The organism is Streptomyces ochraceiscleroticus (genome assembly GCF_000720485.1).
Classification (GTDB): Bacteria; Actinomycetota; Actinomycetes; order Streptomycetales; family Streptomycetaceae; genus Streptomyces; species Streptomyces ochraceiscleroticus.
The window spans coordinates 261129-287617 of sequence record NZ_JOAX01000008.1 but is presented as its reverse complement, the minus strand read 5'-3'; the positions used below and the strand labels follow the sequence as shown (position 1 = coordinate 287617).

The 26489-nt window shown below is 71.5% G+C and carries 19 protein-coding genes; 9 read left to right on the top strand and 10 right to left on the bottom strand.

Annotation, left to right across the window (positions count from 1 at the left end):
• Nucleotides 1-2: 2 nt before the first annotated feature.
• Together IG84_RS0113420 and IG84_RS0113415 are read right to left on the bottom strand one after the other, a co-directional pair.
• Entirely contained in the window at nt 3-881 is an 879-nt protein-coding gene (locus IG84_RS0113420; RefSeq protein ID WP_051861687.1) for a carbohydrate ABC transporter permease, read from the bottom strand.
• Nucleotides 882-979: 98 nt separating this feature from the next.
• A complete protein-coding gene (locus IG84_RS0113415; RefSeq protein WP_031055485.1) occupies nt 980-2248 on the bottom strand; it encodes an extracellular solute-binding protein in 1269 nt (422 codons plus the stop codon).
• 231 nt (nt 2249-2479) lie between these two features.
• Here IG84_RS0113415 and IG84_RS0113410 point away from each other — a divergent pair, with 231 nt between their 5' ends.
• The 3 genes from IG84_RS0113410 to IG84_RS0113400 are packed head-to-tail and all read left to right on the top strand — an operon-like array spanning nt 2480 to nt 6131.
• Nucleotides 2480-4114, top strand: a complete 1635-nt coding sequence (locus IG84_RS0113410) for a glycoside hydrolase family 13 protein (protein ID WP_051861671.1) — start codon at nt 2480-2482, stop codon at nt 4112-4114.
• Nucleotides 4095-5216, top strand: a complete 1122-nt coding sequence (locus IG84_RS0113405) for a LacI family DNA-binding transcriptional regulator (RefSeq protein WP_063761786.1) — start codon at nt 4095-4097, stop codon at nt 5214-5216. The genes IG84_RS0113410 and IG84_RS0113405 overlap by 20 nt, the downstream gene beginning before the upstream one ends.
• Nucleotides 5217-5252: 36 nt before the next feature.
• Nucleotides 5253-6131 carry a phosphatase PAP2 family protein gene (locus IG84_RS0113400; protein ID WP_031055478.1) on the top strand — a complete coding sequence of 293 codons (879 nt, stop codon included), beginning with the start codon at nt 5253-5255 and terminating at the stop codon, nt 6129-6131.
• 46 nt (nt 6132-6177) lie between these two features.
• On the opposite strand, the gene IG84_RS0113395 is transcribed toward IG84_RS0113400, so the two are convergent.
• Complete coding sequence (locus tag IG84_RS0113395) at nt 6178-7809, bottom strand: amidohydrolase (protein WP_031055473.1); 1632 nt, start codon at nt 7807-7809, stop codon at nt 6178-6180.
• A gap of 56 nt (nt 7810-7865) precedes the next feature.
• A complete protein-coding gene (locus IG84_RS0113390) occupies nt 7866-9344 on the bottom strand; it encodes an APC family permease (RefSeq protein ID WP_031055471.1) in 1479 nt (492 codons plus the stop codon).
• 160 nt (nt 9345-9504) lie between these two features.
• On the opposite strand from IG84_RS0113390, the gene IG84_RS0113385 reads away from it, so the two are divergent.
• Nucleotides 9505-10128: a TetR/AcrR family transcriptional regulator gene (locus tag IG84_RS0113385; RefSeq protein ID WP_031055470.1), complete on the top strand. Its 624-nt coding sequence runs from the start codon at nt 9505-9507 to the stop codon at nt 10126-10128.
• Nucleotides 10129-10195: 67 nt separating this feature from the next.
• On the opposite strand, the gene IG84_RS0113380 is transcribed toward IG84_RS0113385, so the two are convergent.
• The gene (locus IG84_RS0113380) at nt 10196-13219 is read right to left on the bottom strand and encodes a bifunctional [glutamine synthetase] adenylyltransferase/[glutamine synthetase]-adenylyl-L-tyrosine phosphorylase (protein WP_031055468.1); all 3024 of its coding nucleotides are present in this window, start codon (nt 13217-13219) and stop codon (nt 10196-10198) included.
• Nucleotides 13220-13283: 64 nt separating this feature from the next.
• A complete protein-coding gene (gene glnA / locus IG84_RS0113375) occupies nt 13284-14645 on the bottom strand; it encodes a type I glutamate--ammonia ligase (protein ID WP_030256929.1) in 1362 nt (453 codons plus the stop codon).
• Nucleotides 14646-15037: 392 nt separating this feature from the next.
• On the opposite strand from glnA, the gene IG84_RS0113370 reads away from it, so the two are divergent.
• Nucleotides 15038-16048 carry a trypsin-like serine peptidase gene (locus IG84_RS0113370; RefSeq protein ID WP_051861686.1) on the top strand — a complete coding sequence of 337 codons (1011 nt, stop codon included), beginning with the start codon at nt 15038-15040 and terminating at the stop codon, nt 16046-16048.
• 107 nt (nt 16049-16155) lie between these two features.
• On the top strand, nt 16156-17910 hold the full coding sequence (locus IG84_RS0113365; protein WP_031055462.1) for an NAD+ synthase: 1755 nt from the start codon (nt 16156-16158) through the stop codon (nt 17908-17910).
• 268 nt (nt 17911-18178) lie between these two features.
• Here the strand turns inward: IG84_RS0113365 and IG84_RS0113360 are convergent, their stop codons facing one another.
• From IG84_RS0113360 to IG84_RS0113345, 4 genes are all read right to left on the bottom strand, one after another.
• A complete protein-coding gene (locus IG84_RS0113360; protein ID WP_031055459.1) occupies nt 18179-19390 on the bottom strand; it encodes an MFS transporter in 1212 nt (403 codons plus the stop codon).
• 243 nt (nt 19391-19633) lie between these two features.
• Nucleotides 19634-20557, bottom strand: coding sequence for an endonuclease/exonuclease/phosphatase family protein (locus IG84_RS0113355; RefSeq protein WP_063761792.1), 924 nt, complete (start codon nt 20555-20557; stop codon nt 19634-19636).
• A gap of 429 nt (nt 20558-20986) precedes the next feature.
• Complete coding sequence (locus IG84_RS0113350; protein WP_051861669.1) at nt 20987-21667, bottom strand: TetR/AcrR family transcriptional regulator; 681 nt, start codon at nt 21665-21667, stop codon at nt 20987-20989.
• 46 nt (nt 21668-21713) lie between these two features.
• A complete protein-coding gene (locus IG84_RS0113345) occupies nt 21714-23351 on the bottom strand; it encodes an MFS transporter (protein ID WP_031055449.1) in 1638 nt (545 codons plus the stop codon).
• A 173-nt stretch (nt 23352-23524) separates the two neighbouring features.
• Between IG84_RS0113345 and panB the strand changes: the two genes are divergently transcribed.
• The 3 genes from panB (at nt 23525) to IG84_RS0113330 (ending at nt 26445) form a co-directional block, all read left to right on the top strand.
• Complete coding sequence (gene panB, locus IG84_RS0113340) at nt 23525-24433, top strand: 3-methyl-2-oxobutanoate hydroxymethyltransferase (RefSeq protein WP_031055446.1); 909 nt, start codon at nt 23525-23527, stop codon at nt 24431-24433.
• 156 nt (nt 24434-24589) lie between these two features.
• The gene (locus IG84_RS0113335) at nt 24590-25618 is read left to right on the top strand and encodes an ATP-binding cassette domain-containing protein (protein ID WP_031055444.1); all 1029 of its coding nucleotides are present in this window, start codon (nt 24590-24592) and stop codon (nt 25616-25618) included.
• On the top strand, nt 25615-26445 hold the full coding sequence (locus IG84_RS0113330; protein ID WP_031055442.1) for an ABC transporter permease: 831 nt from the start codon (nt 25615-25617) through the stop codon (nt 26443-26445). Before IG84_RS0113335 ends, IG84_RS0113330 begins: the two co-directional genes overlap by 4 nt.
• Nucleotides 26446-26489: the final 44 nt, after the last annotated feature.

The window sequence follows — 26489 nt, the reverse complement described above, 5'->3', positions numbered from 1 at the left end:
GGTCACCACACCTCGCCCTGCTTGCGCAGGCTGCGCCGGTAGACGACCGCGACGACCGAGAGCAGCAGCAGGATCAGCACGCCCCAGGCGGCCGACTCGGAGAAGTTGCGCGGGCTGTCGATGAAGGAGAGCCGGTAGGCGTACGTCACGAGGATCTCGGTGGCGTCGCCGGGCCCGCCGCGCGTCAGCAGGAAGATCACCGGGAACATGTTGAAAGTCCAGATCGTGCTGAGCAGGATCACCGTGCTGGAGACGGAGCGCAGGGACGGCACGGTGATGTTGCGGAACCGCTGCCAGGCGCTCGCGCCGTCCATCTCGGCGGCCTCGTAGAGCTCGCCGGGGATGGACTGCAGCCCGCCGAGCAGCGCGACGAGCATGAAGGGCACGCCGAGCCAGACGTTGACGGCGATGACGGAGAGCTTCGCCCAGGTCGGGTCGTTGAGCCAGGGCACCGCGTCGATGCCGCCGCCCTGGAGGATCTTGTTGAGCAGGCCGTTCTTCTCGTTGTAGAGCATCCGCCAGGTGAAGACGGAGATGAAGGCCGGGATCGCCCAGGGCAGGATCAGCGCGAGCCGGTAGAAGGTGCGGCCCTTCAGCTTCCGGTTCAGGAGGTTGGCGAGGACCAGGCCGAGGGTGAAGGTGATCCCGACGCAGGCGACGGTCCACACCACGGTCCAGCCCAGCCGGCTCCAGAAGACGCTGTCGCTCAGCACGGCGGTGTAGTTGTCCAGGCCGACGAACTTGTACGTCGCCGGGATGTGGTTCATGCCGATGTCGCGGGCGACGTTGGCCTCGGTGGCGTCGGTGAGCGAGAGGTACAGGCCGCGGACCAGCGGGTAGCCGATGATGACCGCGAGGACGAGCACGACCGGGGCGACCATGGTCCAGGCGTACCAGTGGGTGCTCAGGGCCCGGCGGAGGCGGCCGGGCGGCGCGGCGGGCGCCGCCTTGCCTTGGGTCTTTGTGGGGGCGAGCGTCGTCACTTGTAGTCCTTGAGCAGCTTCCGGTAGGCGTCACCGGTGTTCTTGGCGGCCTGTTCGGGGGTGGCGGCGCCGGTGAGGACCTTGTTCATCTGGACCTTGATCGGCTCGAAGAGCGAGTTGCCCTCGGCGATCCAGGGGCGCTCGACGGCCTTCTCCACGGCGGGGCGGAAGAACTTCACCATCGTGTTGTCCTTGACGGACGGCACGTCGTAGACGGACTTGCGGGTCGGCAGCAGGCTCAGCTTCTCGGTGGTCTGCTGCTGGACCTTGGCGGAGCTCATGTACTTCACGAACTCGTAGGAGGCGTCGAGGTTCTTGGAGCCGGCGTAGACGGAGAGGTTCCAGCCGCCCTGCGGGGACCCTTGGGCCTTGCTGCCGCCGGGCACAGGCGCGACGCCGAGGTTCCCGCGGTCCTTGAACTCCTTGCCGGCCAGCGCGCCCTCGATGTCCCAGGGTCCGTCGACGGCCATCGCGACGTTGCCGTCCTTGAGGGCCTTGAGCTGGTTCTCCTGGCCGTCGGTGGCGTCGGTGACGGCGGCCTTGGAGTCGACCAGGTCCTTGATCGTCTTGAATGCGCGTACGCCGGCCTGGTCGTCGATGGCCACGTTTCTGGTCTTGGTGTCGACCATGTCGCCGCCCTCGCCGTAGAGGTAGGGCAGGAACCAGTACGGGTCGTCGCCGCGCAGGTAGAGCGCGGTGGCGCCGGTCTTCGACTTGATCTTCTTGGCGGCGGTCTTCAGCTCGTCGAAGGTCTTGGGAACCCCGACGCCCGCCTCCTTCAGCAGCTTCTTGTTGTAGAAGAGGCCGAGGGTGTCGATGACCTGGGGCGCCGCGTAGGTCTTGCCCTTGAAGCGGGTGCTGCCGGCCGCCTGCTCCAGGTAGTCCTCGTTCTTGTCCAGCGCCGGGGTGTTGTCCAGCGGCGCCAGGTAGCCGAGGTTGGCGAAGTCGGCGACCCAGGCGACCTCGGTGCGCATCACGTCCGGCGCGCCGGAGTTGCCGCCGGCCGCGTTCTTGAACTTGGCGTTGGCCTCGCCGAAGGGGACGTTCACGTACTTGACGTCGACCCCCGGGTGCGCGCGCTCGAAGCCCTCGGCGAGCTTCTTGTACGTCGCCTTCTCGGCGTCGTTGGAGGTGTCCCAGAAGGTGACGGTGCCGGACAGTTTGCCGCCGCTCTTCTGGTCGCTCCCGCCGCCGTCACCGCCGCACGCGGTCGCCGTCAGTGCCAGACCCGCGATCAGCGCGGTGGCCGCTATGCCACGTCGCATTGTGAACTCCTTCTGGAAAAGCCCGAGATACGCCGAGATACGAACGAGGTACGTAGGAATCCGCCCGAGAGGGCGTCAGGAACGTAACAGCGGCGAAAAGAAACCGAAAGAGCTTGCGGCAAATTTCTGCAAGACCACCGGAAGATGTTGCAGCCCGGTTACCTCGACCCGTCACCCCCGGGCCCGCCGGGGCGTTGATCATCAGTAGCCCGATCGACCGAAGGACGGCCGATGACCGAAGAGCTGACCTTTCCCTCGCCCGCCGCGCCGCCGGCCCCGGACCGCCCCGGCACGGGCTGGTGGCGCGACGCCGTCATCTATCAGATCTACGTAAGGTCCTTCGGGGACGGTGACGGCGACGGCGTCGGGGACCTGCCCGGTGCCCGCGCCCGGCTGCCGTACCTGAAGGAGCTGGGCGCCGACGCCGTCTGGCTGACGCCGTTCTACGCGTCACCGCAGGCCGACGGCGGGTACGACGTCGCCGAGCACCGCGCCGTCGACCCGCTGTTCGGCACCCTCGACGACGCCCAGGACTTCCTGGACACCGCCCACGAGCTGGGCCTGCGCGTCATCGTCGACATCGTCCCGAACCACACCTCCGACCAGCACCCGTGGTTCCGCGACCCGGACCTGGCCCGCGAGCGGTACATTTTCCGCCCCGGCCGCGGGTCGCACGGCGAGCTGCCGCCCAACGACTGGGAGTCCGTCTTCGGCGGCCCGGCCTGGACCCGCACCGAGCGCGGCGACTGGTATCTCCACCTCTTCGCGCCCGAGCAGCCCGACCTGGACTGGGAGCGCCCCGAGGTGCGCGCCGAGTTCGACGCGATCCTGCGGTTCTGGCTGGATCGCGGCGTCGACGGCTTCCGCATCGACGTCGCGCACGGCATGGTCAAGGCGCCCGGACTGCCCGATGTCGGCCGCCGCCAGCAGGCCCGCCTCATCGGCACCGACGTGCTCCCCTTCTTCGACCAGGACGGCGTGCACGAGATCCACCGCCACTGGCGCCGGCTGCTGGACTCCTACGGCGGTGAACGCATCGGTGTCGCCGAGGCATGGGCCCCCGACGCCCACCGCCTCGCCCACTACGTACGCCCCGACGAGCTGCATCAGGCGTTCAACTTCCACTTCCTGCAAGCGGACTGGGACGCGGCCGCGCTCCGCCGCGTCATCGACGAGTCGCTGGCCGCCACCTCGTTGGTCGGCGCGCCCACCACCTGGGTGCTCTCCAACCACGACGTCGTCCGTCACACCACCCGGCTCGGCAGCCTCGCGCGCGCCCGCGCCGCCACCCTCCTCATGCTCGCCCTCCCCGGCTCGGCCTACCTCTACCAAGGGGAGGAGCTGGGGCTGCCGGAGGTCACCGAGCTGCCCGACGCGGTCCGCCAGGACCCCGCGTTCTTCCGCGGCGACGGCCAGGACGGCTTCCGCGACGGCTGCCGGGTGCCGCTCCCCTGGTCCGGTACGGAAGCGCCGTACGGCTTCGGGCCCGGCGGGAGCTGGCTGCCTCAGCCGGCGGGCTGGGCGGAGCTGACCGTCGAGGCGCAGACCGGCACCCCCGGCTCCACGCTGGAGCTGTACCGTGCCGCGCTCGCCTGGCGCCGCGCGCTGCCCGGCCTCGGCGACGGGCGGATGAGCTGGCTGGACGCGCCGGAGGGGGTGCTGGCGCTGCGTCGGCACGGCTTCGTGTGCGTACTGAACACCCGCACCCGGCCGGTGGAGGTGTCGGGCGCGGGCCGTCCGCTGCTCGCGAGCGCGCCGCTGCGCACCGAGGAGGGCCGGGTGCTCCTTCCCGGCGAATCCTGCGCGTGGTGGGCAAGCCGGATCCCGACCGGTAAGGTCGCCTTCCATGACCGCGCGCCTGGCTGACATCGCAGTACAGGCGGGTGTCAGCGAGGCCACCGTCAGCCGGGTGCTCAACGGCAAGCCCGGCGTCTCCGCCACCACCCGCCAGTCCGTACTCGCCGCACTGGACGTCCTGGGCTATGAGCGCCCGGTACGCCTGCGGCAGCGCAGCGCCGGGCTGGTCGGGCTGATCACGCCCGAGCTGGAGAACCCGATCTTTCCGGCGTTCGCGCAGGTCATCGGCCAGGCCCTGACCCGCCAGGGGTACACCCCGGTGCTCGCCACGCAGACCCCCGGCGGCTCGACCGAGGACGAGCTGACCGAGATGCTGGTGGACCGCGGCGTGGCCGGCATCATCTTCGTCTCCGGGCTGCACGCCGACACCACGGCGGACATGGGCCGGTACGAGGCGCTGCGCGGCCAGGGCGTGCCGTTCGTCCTGATCAACGGTTACTCGGACAAGGTGCAGGCGCCCTTCATCTCGCCGGACGACGGCGTGGCGATCTCCCTCGCGGTCACCCACCTCGCGGCCCTCGGCCACGAGCGCATCGGCCTCGCGCTCGGCCCGCGCCGCTTCGTGCCGGTACAGCGGAAGATCGAGGGCTTTCTGCGCGCCATGCGCGAGCAGCTCGGGATGGATCCGGCCGAGGCCGGGGAGCTCGTGCAGCACTCCCTCTACACGCTCGAAGGCGGGCAGGCCGCGGCCGGTGCGCTGCTGGAGCGCGGCTGCACGGCGGTGGTCTGCGCGAGCGACATGATGGCGCTCGGCGCGATCCGGGCGGCCCGGCAGCGCGGCCTGGAGGTACCCGACGACGTCTCGGTGGTGGGGTACGACGACTCCCCGCTGATCGCGTTCACCGACCCGCCGCTGACCACCATCCGGCAGCCGGTGCAGGCCATGGGCCAGGCGGCGGTGCGGGCCCTGCTGGAGGAGGTCGGCGGCAGCCTGCCGGAGGGGCCGCCGGAGTCCTCGCGGGCCCCGCTGCGTACCGAGTTCGTCTTCCATCCGGAGCTCGTGGTGCGCGGTTCGACGGCCTCGGCGCGGCGCCCGGACCCCGACGGCGGTGGGGGTACAGCGTCCCCCTCCGGGGCGAGAAAGGCTGTCCAGGACCCGACTCCAGGATGATCGGGTCTACCCCGATTTCTGGCAGACTGTCGGGCTATGGGTGATGCCAACGCGAGGATCCTTGACGGCCGGACGAGCGCACCGACACCCCCACCACAGCGTTCCGGGCCGCCTCGCGGACGGGCGTCCGCCGCCTCGGTGCGTGGCGTGGCGAGACCTCGCCTGTGGTTCGAGATCCTGCTGATCGCGGTCAGCTACTGGACGTACTCCCTGATCCGCAACGCCGTGCCGGAGCAGAAGACGCAGGCGCTGAGAAACGCCGACTGGGTCTGGCGGGCCGAGCACAGCATCGGCATCGCCGTCGAACACACCGTCAATCATGCGATGAACGCCGTGACCTGGCTGATCGTCGCGATGAACTACTACTACGCCACCCTGCACTTCATCGTCACCGTCGGCGTCCTCGTCTGGCTCTACCGCCGGCACCCCGGCCGCTACGCCGCCTCGCGACTGGTCCTCTTCCTCACCACCGCGGTCGCCCTGCTGGGTTACTACTTCTTCCCCCTCGCGCCGCCCCGGCTGATGCCGGGCGGCCATTTCATCGACACGGTCATGGTCCACGACACCTGGGGCTCGATGGCCTCGGGCAACCTGGCGAGCATGTCGAACCAGTACGCGGCGATGCCCTCGATGCACATCGGCTGGTCGCTGTGGTGCGGCCTCACCCTCGCGCTGCTGGCGCGGCACGTCTGGGTACGGGTGCTGGGCGCGCTGTATCCGGTGCTGACCCTGGTGGTGATCGTCTCCACCGCCAACCACTTCTGGCTGGACGCGGTGGGCGGCGTGCTCTGCCTGGCGTTCGCCTTCGCGGTGGCCCGCCTCTGGTACGGCACGTCCCTCTCCCGCCTCCCCCGCCTGCCCCGGCCGGGCCCGGCCCCGACCCGTCCGTCGGAACCGAGCCCTTCGGGGGCGTGAGGGCGCGTCAAATCAAGCCCGTCCGGCGCTTGAGGACATCAGCAGCTCAGGCGACGCTGCGGTGCACAACAACACCACCGGTCATGGTGAGAGCCACGGGCGCCTCGCCCACCTCGTCGGCCGGCGCGGAAACGGGATCCACGCCCAGCGCGGTGAGGTCCGCCCGGAACCCGGGCGCAACGCGCCCCGCGTACGACTCCTCGCCCACCGCCAGCGCGGCGTGCGAGGTGAGGCCCTCCAGCGCCATCTCCCCCGTCAGCGCCTGCTCGACGGTGACCGGCGCGGTCTCGGGCGCCCCCGCCGGGCGGCGCAGCCGGGCGGTCGCGAGCACGCCCCGCGGGTCGTAGTGCGCGATCGGCCAGTCGGAGCCGAGGACCAGTACGGCGCCCGCGTCCCGCAGGTCGCGGCAGCGCCACGCCCGCGCGGCCCGCTCCTCACCGACCCGCTTGGACCACTCGTCGGTGTGGTCGGCGCGGGTGTAGGCGGTGTGGGTGGGCTGCATCGAGGCGGCCACCCCGAGCGCGGCGAACCGCGGGAGCTGCTCGCTCGGCACGGTCTCGATGTGCTCGATGCGGTGCATCCCGCGCTGCGCCGCATCGCCCAGCGCCTCGACGGTGTCCAGGACGTGCCGGACGGCCGCGTCCCCGATGGCGTGCGTGGCGGTCCGTACACCGGCCTTCGCGAGGTGGTGCACGGCGCGGGTGTACGCGGCGGGATCCGGCCAGAACGCCTCGGTGCCCTGGCCGTGGCAGTCGGCGTGCTCCAGCCAGGCCGTGCCGCCCTCGACCGTGCCGTCCATGAAGAACTTCACGCCGCCCACCCGCCAGTGCCGGCCGCCCCGCTGCTGAAGCCCGATCAGGTGGTCCAGGCCCGCCGTGTCCACCCCCGGCATGCACCAGGGCGCGATCCGCAGCCGTACCGGCAGTTCGGCGTCGGCCTCGATGCCGGTCAGCACGTCCAGTACGTCCTGGCCCTCCAGGTCCATGACGTGCGCGCCGGTCAGGCCGGTCGCGGCCATCTCGCCCAGCAGGGTGAGCAGCCGGGCGCGCCGCTCGGCGGCGCTGGGGCGGGGCACCACGGGCAGCATGAGGTCCATCGCGGCGTGCTCGACGAGGTGCCCGGTGAGCCGGCCGTCCGCGTCGCACACGATCTCGGCCCGCTGGTCGAAGGCGCGCGGCCCGTCGATACCGGCGGCGGCCAGCGCGGGGCCCGTGGCCAGCGCGGAGTGCCCGTCGTAGAGGCGGAGGAAGGCGGGCACGCCGCCGAGGGCCGGTTCTATCAGGTCGCGGTGGACGGGCCGGCCGCCGAAGGTGTTGTGGTCCAGCCCGTACCCCATGACCCACGCGCCGCGGCCGGCCGCGCGCGCCGCGCCGGCCAGCGCGTCCCGCAGCCCGTCCAGGTCCCGGCAGCCGGAGAGGTCCAGCCCGGTGGCCATCTCGCCGCCCCAGACGGGGTGGCTGTGGCCGTCGACGAGTCCGGGGGTGAGGGTGGCCCCGGCCAGGTCGATCACCTCGGTGTCCGGGCCGCGCCAGTCCCGTACGTCGTGCTCCTCGCCGACGGCGGCGATCCGGCCGTCCTTGACGGCGACGGCGCTCGCCCAGGGCCGGCCGGGGTCCAGGGTGCGGATGCGGGCGCCGGTCAGGACGGTGTCGGCGGCGGTGCTGCGGGGCTCGGACACTGCTTCGGATCTCCTTGCGAAACGGGTGGGGGGTTGCGGCGGTACGGCCGTCGTGGTCAGTCGGCGGGCTCGGCGGCGAACTCCGCGTACACCGCGGGGCGGCTGCGGCGGAAGCGCACGGCGAGCAGGACGCCGACGGCGAAGGCGGCGGGGACGGTGAGGACGAGGACGGTATTCGTCGCGAGGGGGGCCGCGGTCATCAGCCCGATCTTGGCGATGACCAGCCAGAGCGCGCCGGCCATCAGCACGGTGGCGGCGATCGGCGCGATGACCGTGCGCCAGCGGCCCTCCTGGTGGCGGATGCGGCGGAAGAAGAACGGGATGGCGACCGCGGTGATCCCCTGGAGGGTCAACAGGCCCAGCATTCCAGGGGTGTTCATCCACAGCAGCAGTTGCTGGTACGGGTCGGCGCCGGCGAGCGCGAAGCCCGCGACGACGAGCAGCGCCAGCACGCTCTGGAGTACTCCGGCGATGTACGGGGAGCGGTGCTTGGGGTGCACCTTGCCGAGTGCCTTGGGCAGCACGCCCTCCTGCGCGAGCGCCAGCCCGTAACGGTTGATCGCGTTGTGGAAGGCGAGCTGCGAGGCGAGGATGCTGGTGACGATGAAGACGTGCATCAGATCGGCGGCCCAGGCCCCGACGTAGTGCGTGGTGGCGGTGAAGAAGAGCCCGGCGGGGTCGGTGGCGACCGCCTTGAGGACCTTGGTACCGCCGAACGCCTGGATGACGACCCAGACGCTGAAGGCGTAGAAGAGGCCGAGGAAGCCGACGGCGATGTAGGTGGCGCGCGGGATGGTGCGGCCGGGGTCGCGGGCCTCGCGGCGGTAGATGGCGGTGGACTCGAAGCCGGTGAAGGCGGCGAAGGCGAAGGCCAGGACCGCGCCGGTGCCGGGGACCAGCACATTGCCGGGGGTGAAGGAGTCCAGTGCCAGGCCCTCGGCGCCGCCGTCCAGCAGCACCCCGCCGGCCAGCAGCACGAGGATGCCGGTCTCGGCGACCAGCAGGACGCCGAGGACCTTGGCGCCGAAGTCGATGGAGCGGTAGCCCAGGTACCAGATGACGAAGACGCCGCCGAGGGCGATCGGCGGCCAGGGCACGTGGATGCCCCAGAGCGCCTCCAGCGCGTCCTGGGTGCCGGTGGCGAGCAGTCCGTACACGCCGATCTGCATGCCGTTGTACGCGAGCAGGGCCAGCGTGGCGGCGCCGAAGCCGGCCGGGCGGCCCAGACCCCGGGTGATGAACGCGTAGAAGCCGCCGCCGTGCTTCACGTGCCGGGTCATGGCGGTGAAGCCGACCGCGAAGAGGGCGAGGGTGGCGCCGGCGAGGAGGTAGCCGACGGGGGCGCCGATGCCGCCGATGCCGATGGCGAGCGGCGCGACGCCCGCCATGACGGTGAGCGGCGCCGCGGCGGAGACCACGAAGAAGGCGATGTCGGCGACGCCGAGGGTGCCCTTGCGGAGGGCGGGGGTGCCCTCGCCGGGTGGTGCGGTGTCGTGCTGTGGCGACCCGTCGCGGGTCCCGGACTCTACGGCCATGCGCTCTTGCCCTTCTGCTGCGGAAGAGGGTGGGGCGGCCTGAGACGTACACGGGTGGAACGGCAGCATGACCGCGGCGAAAACCTAAAGCCTTTCGGTTTTCGGCAATGTAGTCGCCGCCGTACGATTCGGGAAGACCTCACGGGCAGGAGAAACGAACATGGGGCGGCCGCGGAAGGCCCTGCTGGACCGGGAGCGCATCGGTGCGACGGCGCTCGAACTCGTCGATGAAAAGGGCGACTTCAGCGTGCCGGAGGTGGCCCGCAGACTCGGCGTGCAGACCGCCTCGGTGTACCACCATGTGGACGGCCGGGCCGGCGTGATCGAACTGTTGCGGGAGCGGATCACCGACGCGATCGACCCGGGCACGCTGAGCGACGTCCCCTGGGACACCGCCCTGGAGCGCTGGGCCCGCTCCTACCGCGCCGCCTTCGCCGCCCACCCGCGGACGATCCCGATGCTGATGACGTCACCGATCCGCGCGCCGCGGGTGCTCGCGCAGTACGAGTCCGTGGCCGGGCTGCTCTCGGAGGCGGGCTTCGCCCCGTCCCTCGTCCTGCCGGTCATCACCGGCCTGGACAACATCGTCCTGGGCTCGGCCCTGGACATGTCGGCGCCGGACACCATGTGGGAGGTCAGCGAGGGTGCCGAGGCACCCCGGCTGGCCGCCGCCCAGGCCGCAACGAGCCCTTCCCGCGCAGACCAGGCCTTCGACCTGACGCTGGCGGGGTTCCTGGGTCACTGCCGAGACCTGCTGAGAACCGGCCCGCATCAGGCCCCGTAAGGGGCGCGGGGAACTGCGCGAGCAACCACAGCGGCGCCGCGGACGGGCACAGCGCAACCGGGGCACATCAGCCCCCGTAAAAGAGCTCCTCGACCACAGATCGCGCCCGCCGCGTGATCCGCCGGTAGTCGTCCAGCATCTCCCCGACGTGCCCCTCCTCGTACCCGAGGTAGCGCCCGACCGCGGCCAGCTCCCGGGCATCACCCGGAAACGTGTCGCCCGGGCGACCCCGCACCAGCATCACCGCGTTGCGCACCCGCGTCGCCAGCACCCACGCCTCGTCCAGCGTCTTCGCGTCCTCCGCGCCGATCAGCCCGGCGTCCCGCGCCGCGGCCAGCGCCGCGCGGGTCCGGGTCGTCCGCAGCGCCGGCTCCGCGTGGCCGTGCCGCATCTGGAGGAGCTGTACGGTCCACTCCACGTCGCTCAGGCCGCCGCGCCCCAGCTTCGTGTGCATCGTCGGATCGGCGCCGCGCGGCAGCCGCTCGGACTCCATCCGCGCCTTGAGCCGACGGATGTCGCGTACCGCGTCCTCGCCCAGCCCCTCACGGGGATACCGCAGCGGGTCCACCAGCTCGATGAACCGCCGCCCGACCTCCTCGTCGCCCGCGACCGGCTCGGCACGCAGCAGCGCCTGCGCCTCCCAGGTCAGCGACCAGCGGCGATAGTACGCGGCGTACGAGGCGAGCGAGCGCACCAGCGGGCCGGTCTTGCCCTCGGGGCGCAGATCCGCGTCGATCATCAGCGGCGGGTCGGAGGAGGGGAGCTGGAGCAGCCGGCGCATCTCGTTGGCCACCGCGAACGCGGCCTTGGCGGCCTCCTGCTCGTCGGCTCCCTCGCGCGGCTCGTGCACGAAGAGCACGTCCGCGTCCGAGCCGTAGTTCAGCTCGTGGCCGCCGAAGCGGCCCATGCCGATCACCGTGAAGCGGGTCGGCAGGGTGTCGCCCCACTGCTCGCGTACCGCGGCCCGCAGCGCGCCCGCGACCGTCGCGGCGTTCAGGTCGGAGAGCGCCGAGCCCACCGCGTCCACGGCCTGCCCGTGGTCCTCCTCGGCGGGACTGGCCTCCGTGCCGTACGCGCCGATCAGGTCGGCGGCCGCGGTGCGGAACAGCTCGCGGCGGCGCACCCCGCGGGCCGCCGCCACCGCCTGCTCCGCGCCGTCCGCGCGGCCGACCGCGGCCAGCACCTCCTGCTCCAGCGCGGCCCGGGCGCGCGGCTTCAGCCCGTCGGGCGCGCCGAGCAGCGCGACCGCCTCGGGGGCGCGCAGCAGCAGGTCGGGGGCGAGCCGGCCGGCCGACAGCACCCGGGCCAGGTTCTCGGCGGCCGCGCCCTCGTCGCGCAGCAGCCGCAGATACCAGGGCGTCTTGCCGAGCGCGTCGGAGACCTTGCGGAAGCCCAGCAGCCCGGCGTCCGGGTCGGCGGAGTCCGCGAACCAGCCCAGCAGCACCGGCAGCAGCGTCCGCTGGATGGCGGCCTTGCGGGAGACGCCGGAGGCCAGCGCCTCCAGGTGGCGCAGCGCGCCGACCGGGTCCTCGTAGCCGAGCGCTTCCAGGCGCTGCCCGGCGGCCTTGGCGGAGAGCCGGATCTCGCCCGGCTCCAGGACGGCGACGGCGTCCAGCAGCGGGCGGTAGAACAGCTTCTCGTGGATCCGGCGCACCTCGCGCGCGTGCCACTTCCACTCCTTGCGGAGGGTGTCGACCGGCTCGGTGCGCATGCCGAGCGAGCGGGCGAGCCGGCGCAGGTCCTGCTCGTCCTCCGGCATCAGATGCGTGCGGCGCAGCTTGTAGAGCTGGATGCGGTGTTCGAGCGTGCGCAGGAAGCGGTACGCGGCGTCCAGCGCGGTGGCGTCCTGGCGGCCGACGTAGCCGCCGGCGGCGAGCGCCTTCAGCGCGTCGAGGGTGGTGGCGCTGCGCAGCGTGGCGTCGCTGCGGCCGTGCACCAACTGCAGGAGCTGGACGGCGAATTCGACGTCCCGCAGGCCGCCGGGGCCGAGCTTGAGCTCGCGGTCGACCTGGGCCGCCGGGATGTTGGCGACGACCCGGCGGCGCATCTGGCGGACGTCGACGATGAAGTTCTCGCGCTCGGCGGCCTGCCAGACCAGCGGGGTGACGGCGTCGACGTACTCCTGCCCGAGGGTGGGGTCGCCGGCCACCGTGCGGGCCTTCAGCAGCGCCTGGAACTCCCAGGTCTTGGCCCAGCGCTGGTAGTACGCGAGGTGGCTGCTCAGCGTCCGGACGAGGGGGCCGTTGCGGCCCTCGGGGCGGAGGTTGGCGTCGACGGGCCAGATCGTGCCCTCGGGGGTGACGTCGGAGCAGACGCGCATCATGCGCGCCGCGAGCCGGGTCGCGGCCTGCAGCGCGTCGGACTCCTCGACGCCGTCCTTGGGCTCGGCGACGAAGATGACGTCCACGTCGGAGACGTAGTTCAGCTCGTGGCCACCGCACTTGCCCATGCCGATGACGGCGAGCCGGCTGACGGCCGCGTCCCCGGGCTGCTCCTCGGAGGCGATCTCCAGCGCGGCGCGCAGCGTGGCGGTGGCCAGGTCCGCCAGCTCCGCGGCGGTCTGCGCCACGTCCGTCGTGCCGCACACGTCCCGTGCCGCGATGCCCAGCAGCGCGCGCCGGTACGCGGCGCGCAGCGCGTCCTCGCGGGACAGCCGGGCGCCCCGCTCGCCCCAGATGCCCTCGGCGAGCGCCTGCTCGAACTCGGGGGTGGTGGGGTGCAGGTCGACCGACTCGTAAGTGGCCAGCGACTCCCAGTCCTTGGGATGCCGCACGAGGTGGTCGGCGAGCGCCTCCGAGGCCCCCAGCACGCCCAGCAGCCGGTCCCGCAGCGGCTTGGCGGTGACCAGCGTGGACAGCAGCCGCTGCCGGTCCTCCTCCGACTGCACCTCGGCCAGCCGGACCAGGCCCACGAGCGCCTGGTCCGGATCGGCGGTGCCCCCGAGCGCTTCGAGGAGCACCGAGTCGGACCGTACGGAGGACAGTGCGGGGGCGTCCAGCAGCTTCCCGGATGCCTGCGGATCGGTGAAACCGTGCCGCAGCATCCGGGTGAACGTGCTGCTCCGCCGTCCCTGCGGAGCGGGAAGTGCCATCGGGCGGGGGCCTCTCGGAGAACCTGCCGGATCGGTTTTTCGGATTGTCGAGTGTGCCGTGCCGCTAGAGCACCGGCAGCATCTTGCGCAGCTCGAAGGCGGTGACCTCGGAGCGGTACTCCTCCCACTCCTGCTTCTTGTTGCGGAGGAAGAAGTCGAAGACGTGCTCGCCCAGGGTCTCCGCGAGCAGTTCGCTGCGCTCCATGAGGGAGATGGCCTCGCCGAGGTTCTGCGGGAGCGGCTCGATGCCCATCGCGCGCCGCTCGGCATCCGACAGGGCCCACACGTCGTCGTCGGCGCCTGCGGGGAGTTCGTACCCCTCCTCGATGCCCTTGAGCCCGGCGGCCAGCAGAACCGCGTACGTCAGATACGGGTTGGCGCCGGAGTCGATGGAGCGCACCTCGACCCGCGTCGAGCCCATCTTGCCGGGCTTGTACATGGGGACCCGGATCAGCGCCGAGCGGTTGTTGTGGCCCCAGCAGATGTACGAGGGGGCCTCGCCGCCGGCGCCCGCCGGGCGGTTGGCGCCGCCCCAGATCCGCTTGTAGGAATTCACCCACTGGTTGGTGATCGCGGAGGTCTCCGCCGCGTGCCGCAGCAGGCCCGCGATGAAGGACCGGCCGACCTTGGAGAGCTGGTACTCGGCGCCCGACTCGTGGAAGGCGTTGCGGTCGCCCTCGAAGAGCGAGAGGTGGGTGTGCATGCCGGAGCCGGGGAACTCCGAGAACGGCTTCGGCATGAAGGTCGCCTGTACGCCCTGCTCCAGCGCGACCTGCTTCATGACCAGGCGGAAGGTCATGATGTTGTCGGCGGTCGACAGCGCGTCGGCGTACCGGAGGTCGATCTCCTGCTGGCCCGGGGCGCCCTCGTGGTGGCTGAACTCCACCGAGATGCCCATCGACTCCAGCATCGTGATCGCCTGGCGCCGGAAGTCCATGCCCACGTTCTGCGGGGTGTGGTCGAAGTAGCCGGAGGAGTCGGCGGGGGTCGGCCGGCCGCCGTCCACCGGCTTGTCCTTGAGCAGGAAGAACTCGATCTCGGGGTGGGTGTAGAAGGTGAACCCGAGGTCGGAGGTCTTGGCCAGAATGCGCTTGAGGACATAGCGCGGGTCGGCGTAGGACGGGGAGCCGTCCGGCATCAGGATGTCGCAGAACATCCGGGCGGTGCCGGGGGCCTCGGCGCGCCACGGCAGGATCTGGAAGGTCCCGGGGTCCGGCTTGGCGATCATGTCGGACTCGTAGACCCGCGCGAAGCCCTCGATCGCCGAGCCGTCGAAGCCGATGCCCTCGTCGAAGGCCTGCTCCAGCTCGGCGGGGGCCACCGCGACCGACTTCAGGAAACCGAGCACATCGGTGAACCACAGCCGTACGAAGCGGATGTCGCGCTCCTCCAGCGTGCGGAGCACGAACTCCTGCTGCTTGTCCATGTTCACCAATCCTTGCAGGTCGAACGGCCTGTCCACGCCCATCGCCCTTGACGGGGCGCGGCACGCCAGTATCGCGTGCGGGGGTTACCGTCACATTACGTTGTCACGGCCCCTTCGGGCAGGCCCGGGGGCCGTACGGGGTTTCGCGTTCCCCGGCGGTTCCGGCCAAACCCTTGACGCGCCCCTGACAGCGGTCCCGGGGCGGTGGGACGCTGCCTCTGCACATCGCTGTACGTCCACTCCGCTCCGGGCCGCCGGCCGGCGGCCCGTACGTCGTGGCCCGCGCACCCGCGGGACCACCGCACCAAGGGGTACGCGTGAGACAGACCGTCCAGGGCACCGGCACCGTCCGGCGCCACCGCTCCCGCACGTCCGGCGCCGCGTTATCCGGGATATCCGGCCGGGCGTCCGCCCGTGTCACCGCCGCGGCGCTGCTCGCCGCCGGCACCCTCTGCGCCACGGCGCTGCAGGCCCCCGCGGCCGGCGCCGCCGAACCGCCCGGCGCCGCCGCCGAGCAGAACGCCAAGAAGGCGGCCGCCTTCTGGACGGCGGACCGGATGCGCGCCGCGAAGCCACTCGACCTGCTGTCCGTCGCCCGGAAGAAACTCACCGCCGCGGCCGCCCGCGCGGCGGCCGCCCCGGCCGCGCACACCGTGCCACGCGGTAAGAAAGCGGCCGTGCCGCCCACCCTGCCGTCCTTGCCGTCGCCCGCCCTGAAAACTTTCCCGCAGCCCGGCGGACCATGGACCGGCGGCGGCAAGGTCACCAGCACCGCGGGCCGGGTCTTCTTCACCTACCAGGGCCGCCAGGCGTCCTGCTCCGGCGACGCGGTGACCAGCAAGAACGGCAGTACGGTGCTCACCGCGGGGCACTGCGTGAAGCTGGACGGCGCCTGGCACACCAACTGGATCTTCGTGCCCGGCTACCACGACGGCCAGGCCCCGCACGGCAAGTGGGCCGCGAGCAAGACCCTCACCACCCCGCAGTGGAAGGCGAAGGAGGACATCAACTACGACGTCGGCGCGGCGGTCGTCCCGCCGGTGGACGGGAAGCGCCTCACCGACGCGGTCGGCGGCCAGGGCGTCGCCTTCAACACCGGCTACAACAAGAAGATGTACGCCTTCGGCTACCCGGCCGCGGCCCCCTACGACGGCAGCAAACTCATCTACTGCAGCGGCGTCACCATCAAGGATTCGCTGTTCTCCAAGGACCACGGGATGGCCTGCAACATGACCGGCGGCTCCAGCGGCGGGCCGTGGTTCACCAAGTTCGACGAGAAGACCGGCACCGGGCTGCAGTCCTCGGTGAACAGCTTCGGCTACACCTTCCTGCCCAACACGATGTTCGGCCCGTACTTCGGCGCCGATGCGAAGAATCTGTACAACGAGGCGCAGGGCAGCTGAGCCCTCCGCAGCGGGTCCCGGGGCCCGGGCCCCGGGACCCGCCCCCGCAACACCCCCGAAACCCGACCGCCCCACATAACGTCAGTACGACGATTACACTCGGCCGCGTGCATCGACTTCGCCTGGCTCTGCATCAGACCGATTTCTGTGTGGGCGACATCGCCCGGAACGCCGAGACGATCGTGCGCCGTACCCGGGAGGCAGCCGGGCAGGGCGCGCATCTGGCGGCCTTCCCCGAGATGGCGCTGACCGGCTATCCCGTCGAGGACCTCGCGCTGCGGCCCTCCTTCGTCGAGGCGAGCCGCGGCGCGCTGCGCGACCTGGCCGCCCGGCTGGCCGACGAGGGCCTCGGCGAGACCGCCGTCGTCACCGGCTACCTCGACCGCTGCGAGCGCGACCAGCCGCGGTACGGGCGGCCCGCCGGCGCCCCGCAGAACGCCGCCGCCGTGCTGCACCGCGGCCGGGTCGCGCTCACCTTCGCCAAGCACCACCTGCCGAACTACGGCGTCTTCGACGAGTACCGCTACTTCGTGCCCGGCGACACGCTCCCCGTCGTCCGGGTGCACGGCGTCGACATCGCCCTCGCCATCTGCGAGGACCTGTGGCAGGACGGCGGCCGGGTGCCCGCCGCCCGTACGGCCGGCGCCGGACTGCTGCTGTCCATCAACGCCTCCCCGTACGAGCGGGACAAGGACGACACCCGGCTGGAGCTGGTCCGCAAGCGCGCCCAGGAGGCGGGCTGCACGACGGCGTACCTGGCGATGACCGGTGGCCAGGACGACCTGGTATTCGACGGCGACTCGATCGTCGTGGACGCGGCCGGCGACGTGCTCACCCGCGCCCCGCAGTTCACCGAGCAGTGCCTCCTCCTCGACCTGGAGCTGCCGGCCGCCGCGCCCGAGCCGCCGTCCGGTGTCGTCGACGACGGCCTCCGCGTCGACCACGTCACCCTCTCCGAGGGCCCGCTCGCGCCCTACGACCGGCTGCCGCTGCCCGCACCGGCCCCCCGGCTGGACGCCTCCGAGGAGATCTACGGCGCGCTGGTGATGGGCCTGCGCGCGTACATCACCAAGAACAACTTCCGCAGCGTGGTGATCGGCCTCTCCGGGGGCATCGACTCGGCGCTGGTCGCCGCGATCGCCGTGGACGCGCTGGGCCCGGACAACGTGCACGGCGTCTCCATGCCGTCCCGGTACTCCTCCGAGCACTCCAAGGACGACGCCGCCGAACTGGCCCGCCGTACCGGACTGCACTACCGCACGGTCCCCATCGGGCCCATGTTCGACGCGTACATGGGAGCCCTCCCGCTCACGGGGCTGGCCGAGGAGAACCTCCAGTCCCGCATCCGCGGCACGACGCTGATGGCGATCTCCAACCAGGAGGGCCACCTGGTCCTCGCCCCCGGCAACAAGTCCGAGCTGGCGTGCGGCTATTCGACCCTCTACGGCGACTCCGTGGGCGCGTTCGGCCCGATCAAGGACGTCTACAAAACGGTCGTCTTCCAGCTAGCGGAGTGGCGCAACCGGGCGGCCGCGGACCGCGGCGAGACCCCGCCCATCCCGGAGAACTCGATCACCAAGCCGCCCAGCGCGGAGCTCCGTCCCGGCCAGGTCGACACCGACTCGCTCCCCGACTACCCCACCCTCGACGCGATCCTGGACCTCTACGTCGACCGCGATCTCGGCCACGCGGAGATCCTCGCCCGCGGCTTCGACCCGGAGCTGGTCACCCGCGTCCTCCGCTTGGTCGACACCGCCGAGTACAAGCGCCGCCAGTACCCCCCGGGCACCAAGATCTCCGCAAAGGGCTTCGGCAAGGACCGCCGCCTCCCGACCACGAACCGGTGGCGGGAGGGCGACTGACCAATGGCGGGAGGGCGACTGAGCGGACCGAGCGGGCGGCCTCGTTGTCGGTGCCGCCCGTGCGGGAAGCCTCGCTGTCGGTGCCGCCCGTGCGGGGAGCCTCGCTGTCAGTGCTGCCCGCTACTGTGTTGAGCAGGGGACCTTTTTGTCCCCCCCATGGGGGAAGAGGGGGGCGAAACGGTACGGCGGGACGGTACGGCTGAGGGGGAAGCAGGGGCCGACACGCGCCGGCTCTGCCGGTGCGTGCCCCTGCCGTCGCGCGTACAGCTCAGCCCGCGTGTGTCCGTTCCTGGGCCGTCGCACCCGCCTCGCTCGTCGCCACGATGCGGGAGTGGGTCGGCGTGCGGTCCATCAGGCCCGCGGTGATCGCGATCGCCAGGCCGACGACGGCCAGGACCGCGCCGACGAGGGTCGGGGAGGTCCAGCCCCAGTGCGCGGCGATCGCGACGCCGCCGAGCCAGGCACCGCCCGCGTTCGCGAGGTTGAACGCGGAGTGGTTGGAGGCGGAGGCGAGCGTCGGTGCGTGCTCGGCCTTGCGCATCACCAGCATCTGCAGGGGCGTGGTGGTCATGAAGCCGACCGCGCCCAGGACGACGACGGTGGCCAGCGCCGCCCACTTCACGTGCACGGTGAAGTCGAAGACGACGAGCGTGACGGCCAGCGCGCCGAGCGAGCCGTACAGGGTCGGGCGCAGCGCCCGGTCGGTCAGCGGGCCCGCGGCGAGCGCGCCGAGGGTCATGCCGATGCCGAAGAGGGCGAGTACCACCGGGACGGTCGACTCGGTGAAGCCGGTGACCTTGGTCATCATCGACGCGAGGTAGCTGTAGACGGCGAAGACGCCCGCGAAACCGAAGACCGCGGTGAGCAGGCCGAGCAGCACCTGGCGGTTGCCCAGTGCCCGGATCTCCTGCTTGACGCCGTTCTGCTCGTCGCGCGGCATGTGCGGGACGAGCTTGGCCAGCGAGGCCATGGCGAGCAGGCCAATGGCGGCGACGACCAGGAAGGTCGCGCGCCAGCCGAGGTGCTGGCCGAGCAGGGTCGCGGCGGGCACGCCGACGATGTTGGCGACGGTCAGACCGAGGAACATCGTGGCGACCGCGCGGGCCTGCCGGCCTTCCTTGACCAGCCGGGCGGCGACGACCGCGCCGACGCCGAAGAACGCGCCGTGCGGCAGGCCGGCCAGCAGCCGGCCCGCGATGAGCAGGCCGAAGTTCGGGGCGAGCGCGGACGCGAGGTTGCCGGCCGTGAAGACCGCCATCATCAGCAGCAGCATCCGCTTGCGGGGGATGCGCGAACCGAGCGCGGTCAGCAGCGGGGCGCCGATGACGACGCCGAGGGCGTAGGCGGAGACGAGGTAGCCGGCGGTGGGCACGCTGGTGCCCAGGTCGTTCGCGACGTTGGGCAGCAGGCCCATCATCACGAACTCAGTGGTGCCGATACCGAAGGCCGAGATCGCGAGCGCGAGCAGAGCCAAGGGCATGAGTGACCTTTCAGGATCAAAGGGGAGCGCGCCCGTAGCGGCGCGCCGAGACAGGACAGCCTTAAGTTCTCTACGGGAACAAAGTCTCTCAGGTAATTCATTCCGCCGCGCGAACTGCGCGTTACGGACAGAAGTCAGCGCCCCGTTGAGGGGAAAATGACGGAAACGGCGGTGGCCCGGGTCACAGAAACGACCCGGGCCACCGCCGTGCGCGGCTGTACGCGCTGAAGCTCGCCGTACGCGCTAGATCTTGAAGGACGCCGCCAGCGGGAGATGGTCGCTGCCGGTCGACGGCAGGCTCCACGCCGAGGCCGGGTCCACGCCCTTGACCATGATCTGGTCGATCCGGGCCATCGGGAACGCGGCGGGCCAGCTGAAGCCGAAGCCGTCACCGGCCGCGCCCTGCGCCGACCGCATCTGCGCGGTGACCGGCGCCAGCGACCGGTCGTTCATCGTGCCGTTCAGATCGCCGAGCAGCACGACCTTGGACAGCTTCTCGGCGGTGATGGCCTCGCCCAGCGCCTCGGCGCTGTTGTCCCGCTGGTTCGCCGTGAAACCGGCCTTGACCTTCACCCGTACCGAGGGCAGGTGCGCCGCGTAGACCGCGACCCGCTGCCCGTCGGGGGCGGTGACCGTGGCGCGCAGCGCCCGCGTCCAGCCCATCTTGATGTCCACCGGGCGGGCGTCGGAGAGGGGGTACTTGCTCCACACCCCGACCGTGCCCTCCACCGTGCGGTACGGGTACTTCGCGGCGAGCGCCTCGCGGTACGTGGGCAGCGCCTTGGCGGTCAGCTCCTCCAGCGCGACCACGTCGGCGCCCGAGTCGGCGACCTTCTTCGCGGTGCCGACCGGGTCGGGGTTCTCGGCGTTGACATTGTGCGTGGCGACGGTGAGATCGCCGCGGGCACCGGACTTGTCCGTGAGCTGCCCGCCGAAGAGGTTGGCCCAGACGATCGCCGGCAGCACCAGCGCGACCAGCGCGCTCGCCGACCTGCGCAGCAGCGCGGCGATGAGCAGCAGCGGGATGCCGATGATGCCCAGCCACGGCAGGAAGGTCTCCAGCAGGCTGCCGAGGTTGCCGATGGAGTTCGGTACGTCGGCGTGCAGGACCATCAGCAGGCCCAGCGCCACGGCCAGTACGGCGAGCACGAGGCCGCGCCGCCACATGCCCTCGCGCCGCCACCGCCCGGTCAGGCGGCCCGTCCGGCGGCCGGTCCCGCCGGGGCCCGCGCCCCGACCCGCCTCCGACATGTACGCCTGCGTCATCCCGATGCCCTCACTGCCGTGCTCGTGCGCCCCGCCTGGCTCCCGACCCTAGGGCCTTGACCATAGGCGATGCTCAGCCTGTGCTGTCTCCCCTGGGGACGAAGCGCGAATGGCCAGGGTTCCGCCGGTGCCCGCGCCGACAGGTGCTGTGACAGAACGGGCATGAATCGCTCATCGAGCGGTCGGAAACGAGCGGCTTGGCCGCGCCGCACCCGAGCCCGAGCAGCCGGGAACGAGCAGCCGGGAACGAGCGGCGGGAAGATCATTCTGCCTGCTGTCCGGGAGGACCGGCAAACGCCGCTCATACGGGGCGCGGCCGCGTGCCGACGCTCACGTACGCGGCCGGACGCCGTCCAGGACCGTGTCGACGATCTGCTCGGCGAGGCCCTCGGGCAGTTCCTTCCACTCGTGCAGCAGCGCCCGGGAGAGCATCGGCGCCACGAAGAGGTCGGCGAGGACGTCGATGTCGCAGTCCCCGCGTATCTCGCCGCTCCCGATGCCGCGCCGCAGGACGGCCAGCAGCGCGTCGCGGCGCGCCTGGACGACCGTGTCGTGGTACTCGCGCCAGAGCTCGGGCTGCGCCTTGACCTGGGTGATCACCGTCCGCAGCAGGGCGGAGTTGCGCTTGGCCAGGCCGCGCCGGCGCAGGAACTCCAGCAGCAGTACCAGGTCGTCGCGGACCGACTCGCCGGGCAGCTCGGGGTTCTCCTCCTCCAGCGAGCGCATCACGTCGAGCATCAGGCCGGCCTTGCCGGACCAGCGCCGGTACACCGTGGCCTTGCCGACGCCCGCCTCTTTGGCGATGCGTTCCATCGACAGGTCGGCGAGCGGGACGTCGTGCTCCAGCAGGTCCAGGACGCTCTCGATGATCGTGGATTCCAGCGCTTCGTTGCGCGGCCGTCCGGGCCTGCGGGTGGCCGCGGCACACGGGGACTCGGGTGCCGCGGACGGCTTCGCCTCGGTCCGTGCCGCATCATCGGCCGGTGTCCCGCCCCGTTTCGCGCGCGTCACGCCTGGTCCGCCTCTCGTTCCGTACTGCCCGGAGCGCCGTGCGCCGTTACGGCTTCCCCGCGGGAGAAGTCTCTCGTGGCGTCTCCCGGCCCCGGCCGGCAGCCCGGTCGTCCGTCTTCCCCGGCAGGAAGAACCCGACGACCAGCGCGCCGACGACCGCGACGGTGGCGGAGCCGAGCGCGGTGACGTGCATGGCGTGCACGAACGCGTCATTGGCGGCGGCGGCCAGCTCCCGGCCCGCGGGCCCCAGCTTCTCCGCGACGCCGAGCGTGGCCTCGATGGACTCGCCCGCCGCGTGCCGCGCGCCCGCCGGCAGTCCCGGTACGGAGTCCAGCGCGCTCTGGATGCCGTCGCGGTAGCTCGCGGACAGCAGCGAGCCCAGTACGGCGACCCCGAGCGTGCCGCCGACCTGCCGGAACGTGTTGTTCAGCGCCGAGCCGGAGCCGGCCTTCTCGCGTGGCAGGGACTGCATGATCGAGACCGTGACCGGCGGCATGATGTGCGCCATGCCGGTGCCCTGGAGGAAGAAGAGCACCTCCAGCACGAAGATCGGGGTGTCGGTGTCCATGAGCAGGAAGCCGGACATCGTGAGGGCGACCAGCAGCATGCCAACCGTACAGACGGCCTTCGCGCCGAAGCGGTCGACGACGTGCCGGGCCCGCGGCGCGAAGATCATCTGGGCGGCGGCCAGCGGCAGGATCAGCAGGCCCGCCTGGAGCGGGGTGTAGCCGCGCACGCTCTGGATGTAGAACACCATGAAGAACGTGACGCCCATCAGCGCGAAGAAGACCAGCGCGATCGCGGCCACGGCCGCGGAGAAGGCGGGCTTGCGGAAGTAGCTGATGTCGATCGACGGGTGGTCGATGCGCTTCTCGTACAGGACGAAGCCGGCCAGGACGAGCAGCCCGGCGAGGACCGTGCCGATCACCTGCGGGTCGGTGAAGTCGGCGAGCTGGCCGCCCTTGATGATCCCGTACACCAGGAGCACGAGGCCGACGACGGACAGCAGCACGCCCACCGGGTCCAGCCTGCCGGGCCGGGGGTCCTTGCTGTCCGGGACCAGGAGCACCATCGCGGCCAGTGCGATCAGCACGATCGGCACGTTGACCAGGAAGACCGAGCCCCACCAGAAGTGGGCCAGGAGCAGCCCGCCGGCGATCGGGCCGATGGCGATGGCGAGGCCGACGCCGCCGGCCCAGATGCCGATGGCCTTGGGCTGCTCGTCGCGCTCGAAGACGTTCATGAGGATGGCGAGGGTGGCCGGCATGACCAGCGCGCCGCCCAGGCCCATCACGGCGCGGAAGGCGATGAGCTGGCCGGGCGAGCCGGAGACGGCGGCCAGTACGGATCCGAGACCGAAGATCACCAGACCGGTCAGCAGGACCTTCTTCCGGCCCAGCCGGTCGCCGAGGAGCCCCGCGGTGAACAGCAGGCCCGCGAAGACCAGCGTGTAGGAGTTGATCGCCCACTCGAGCTGGCTCTGGCTGGCGCCGAGGCCGGTGGGGGCCGGGGTGGCGATCGTCTTCATCGCCACGTTCAGGATGCTGTTGTCCAGGACCACGATCAGCAGGCTCAGCATCAGCACGCCGAGGATCGCCCACCGGCGGCGGTGGATGTGCTCGGCGACGGCCGGAGCTGCGGCTATGCCACCGGCGCCGGGCGAGGAATCGGAAGAACGTGCCATACGGGCCAGCGTACGCCGCTTTTCGATACGGCACCGTTCCGTATTTTTGTTGCACGTGGCAGGCATCGCTGCCCGCTCCTCTTCCACCGCCGCGCGCGGGCGTGTCAGCATGGGAGGTGAGTCCGGGGACGCCGTCAGGGCGCCTCGAGATGACCTGAACAGGAGCCGTCGTCATGACGCAGATTTCGCCTGCCCAGACACAGGACCCGAAGACCGGCGCCGCACCCGGCAAGTCAGCAGCCGACAAGTCGGCGGACAAGTCGCTGTACGGCGGCAAGCGGTCCCGCCGCGTCACCGTCCGTGACATCGCCGCCGCCAAGGCCCGCAGCGACAAGTGGCCCATGCTCACCGCGTACGACGCGATGACCGCTTCCGTCTTCGACGAGGCGGGCATCCCCGTCCTGCTCGTCGGCGACTCGATGGGCAACTGCCACCTCGGGTACGAGTCGACCGTCCCGGTCACGATGGACGAGATGACGCTGCTGTCCGCCGCCGTCGTACGCGGCACCGAGCGCGCCCTCGTCGTCGCCGACCTGCCCTTCGGCGCGTACCAGGAAGGGCCCGTCCAGGCGCTGCGCAACGCCACCCGGCTGGTCAAGGAGGCCGGCGTGGGCGCGGTGAAGCTGGAGGGCGGCGAGCGCTCGGCGGAGCAGATCAAGCTGCTGGTCGACGCCGGCATCCCGGTCATGGCCCACATCGGGCTGACCCCGCAGTCCGTCAACGCCTTCGGCGGCTACCCCGTCCAGGGCCGTGGCGAGGAGGCGGCCCAGCAGTTGCTGCGGGACGCCAAGGCGGTGCAGGACGCGGGCGCGTTCTCGGTGGTACTGGAGGCGGTACCGGCCGAGCTGGCCGCCGAGGTCACCCGCTCGCTGCACATCCCCACCATCGGCATCGGCGCGGGCCTGGAGTGCGACGCGCAGGTCCTGGTCTGGACGGACATGGCCGGGATGACGAAGGGCCGGGTGCCGCGGTTCGTGAAGCAGTACGCGCAGCTCCGCGAGGCGCTGGGCGGCGCGGCGAAGGCGTTCGCCGAGGACGTGGTGGGCGGCACGTTCCCGGCGGAGGAGCACACCTTCCACTGAGGGCCGGGCCCGGCCCGATGGTCCGTGGGCGCTGCCGATGATCCGGCAGCGCCCCACGCATGTCTGTCGGTGGTTTATCGGTGGCCCGTCGGCGCCCGGCCTGGGCTGTCGGCGCTCTGTCGGGGCGTTGTCAGTGGTGCCTGTCACTGTGGATCCATGACGCAGAAGACACACTCCGCCGACGGCCGCGCGGCCGTCCAAGTCCGTGGCCTGGTCAAGCACTTCGGCGATGTCAAGGCCGTCGACGGAGTGGACCTGGACGTGCGGGAAGGCACGGTCATGGGCGTGCTCGGGCCGAACGGCGCGGGCAAGACCACGCTCGTGCGCTGCCTGTCCACGCTCCTCGTCCCCGACGCCGGCACGGCGGTCGTGGCCGGGTACGACGTCGTGCGCCAGCCCCGCGCCCTGCGCCGCACGATCGGCCTGACGGGGCAGTACGCCTCCGTCGACGAGAAGCTCTCCGGCCGGGAGAATCTCTACATGATCGGGCGGCTGCTCGACCTCTCCCGCAAGGACGCCCGGGCACGCGCGGACGAGCTGCTGGAGCGGTTCTCGCTCACCGAGGCCGCCAAGCGCCCCGCCGGGAAGTACTCGGGCGGCATGCGCCGCCGCCTGGACCTGGCCGCCTCGATGATCGGCAAGCCCGCCGTGCTGTATCTGGACGAGCCGACGACCGGCCTCGACCCGCGCACGCGCAATGAGGTCTGGGACGAGGTCAACAACATGGTCCGCGACGGCGCGACGGTGCTGCTGACCACGCAGTACATGGAAGAGGCCGAGCGGCTGGCCGACGAGCTGACCGTCGTCGACCGCGGCCGGGTGATCGCCGAGGGCCGGGTGGAAGAGCTGAAGGCCAAGGTCGGCGGGCGCACGCTGCAGATCCGCCCGGCGGTCCGCGGCGAGCTGGACCGCATGGTCGGCGCGATCGCGCAGGCCGGCCTGGACGGCATAGCGGGCGCCACGGCGGACCCCGAGGACGGCGTGGTGAACGTCCCCATCATCAGCGACGAGCAGCTCACCGCGGTGGTCAACGTCCTCGGCGAGCGCGGCTTCGCGCTCGCCGGCATCAACACCCATCTGCCCAGCCTGGACGAGGTCTTCCTGGCCATCACCGGCCAGAAGACGTCCGAGGCCGACGCGGCCGCCGAGCCGGCGGACGCCCAGTACGAGGAGGTCGCGGCATGAGCGCCGCAACGATCACGGCGCCGGCCGCGAAGCCCGGGGCCGCCGAGGGCCGGATCGGCCTGCGGGCCAATCTTCGCCACATCGGCGCGCTGGTCCGGCGGAACGCCCTGCAGATCAAGCAGGACCCGGAGTCGATGTTCGACGCCCTGCTGATGCCCGTCGTCTTCATCCTGCTGTTCGTGTACGTCTTCGGCGGCGCCATCGCCGGCAAGGGCAATCAGCAGCAGTACGTCCAGTATCTGGTTCCCGGCATGATGGCGATGATGGGCATGAACATCGCCATGGCGGTCGGCTCGGGCGTCAACGAGGACTTCCGCAAGGGCGTGATGGACCGCTTCCGCACGATGCCCATCGCGCGCTCCTCGGTCCTGATAGCCAAGATCGTCGTCGAGGTCGGCCGGATGCTGGTCGCCACCGCGATCCTGCTCGGCATGGGCTTCCTGCTGGGCCTGGAGATCAAGGGCTCGCCGCTGGAGTTCGTCGGGGCCATCGCGCTGTCGACCGTCTTCGGTGCCGCCGTGATGTGGATCTTCATCCTGCTGGGCCTGGCCCTGAAGACGCCGCAGGCGGTCCAGGGCATGGCGTTCCTGGTACTGATGCCGCTGCAGTTCGGCTCGTCGATCTTCGCGCCGACCGCATCGATGCCGGGCTGGCTGGAGGGGTTCACAAAGATCAACCCCCTCTCGAACCTCGCCGACGCGGCCCGCCACCTCATCGCCGGCGAGGGCCCGATAGCCCACCCGGCCCTGATCACGCTGGCCTGGGCGATAGCCATCACGGCCGTCGCGATGCCGCTGGCGGTCAGGAAGTTCAGGTCGAAGACCTGACGCGAGGCAGGTCTTCGACCTGAATCGGGAAAGGCCGAAGATCT